Source organism: Nakamurella flava (assembly GCF_005298075.1).
In the GTDB taxonomy this organism is placed as follows: Bacteria; Actinomycetota; Actinomycetes; order Mycobacteriales; family Nakamurellaceae; genus Nakamurella; species Nakamurella flava.
The window spans coordinates 1-971 of the sequence record NZ_SZZH01000013.1 but is presented as its reverse complement, the minus strand read 5'-3'; the positions used below and the strand labels follow the sequence as shown (position 1 = coordinate 971).

Genomic DNA, 971 nt, shown 5'->3' with positions numbered 1-971 from the left:
CCGGAGAACGCGGGCACGAAATACGCCCCACCATTGTCTTCCACGGTGTTGGCCAGCGTCTCGATCTCCGGGGCCGAGGAGATGATGCCCAGGTTGTCGCGCAGCCACTGCACCAACGACCCCGACACCGCGATCGACCCCTCCAGGGCGTACACGGTGGCCTGGTCACCGATCTTGTAACACACCGTGGTCAACAGGCCGTTCTTGGACGGCACCTTCTCCGTCCCGGTGTTGATCAACATGAAGTTGCCGGTGCCATAGGTGTTCTTCGCTTCACCCACCGACAGACACGCCTGACCGAACGTCGCGGCCTGCTGATCACCCAGGATCCCCGCGATCGGCACCCCCGCGAACGACCCCTTGGCCCGGCCCTGCCCGTACACCTCCGACGACGAGCGGATCTCCGGCAGCATCGACAACGGAATCCCCATGTCCGCCGCGATCTCCGGATCCCACGACAGGGTGTCCAGGTCCATCAACAGGGTGCGGGAGGCGTTCGTCGGATCGGTGACATGGATCCCGCCGTTCACCCCACCGGTCATGTTCCACAACGTCCAGGTGTCCATGTTCCCGAACAACAGATCCCCGGCCTCGGCCTTGGCCCGGGCGCCGTCGACGTTGTCCAGGATCCACTTGATCTTCGGACCCGAGAAATACGTGGCCAACGGCAGGCCGACCTTGTCCTTGTACCGCTCCGCCCCACCACCCAGGTCCCCGAGCTGCCGGCAGATCTTGTCCGTCCGGGTGTCCTGCCACACGATCGCGTTATAGACCGGCTGACCGGTGGTCTTGTCCCACACCATCGCGGTCTCCCGCTGATTGGTGATCCCCACCGCCGCGATATCGGACTCGTTCAGATCCGCCTTCGCCAACGCATCCGCCGCGACCAGCCGAGTGTTCTCCCAGATCTCGACCGGATCGTGCTCCACCCACCCCGCCTTCGGGAAGATCTGCTCATGCTCACGCTGAGC

The 971-nt window shown here is 64.4% G+C and carries 1 protein-coding gene; it reads right to left on the bottom strand.

All coding sequences use genetic code 11. The features are described from left to right. The coding region (locus tag FDO65_RS21945) for an FGGY family carbohydrate kinase (RefSeq protein WP_420847564.1) at positions 1 to 971 on the bottom strand (971 nt) is incomplete at both ends.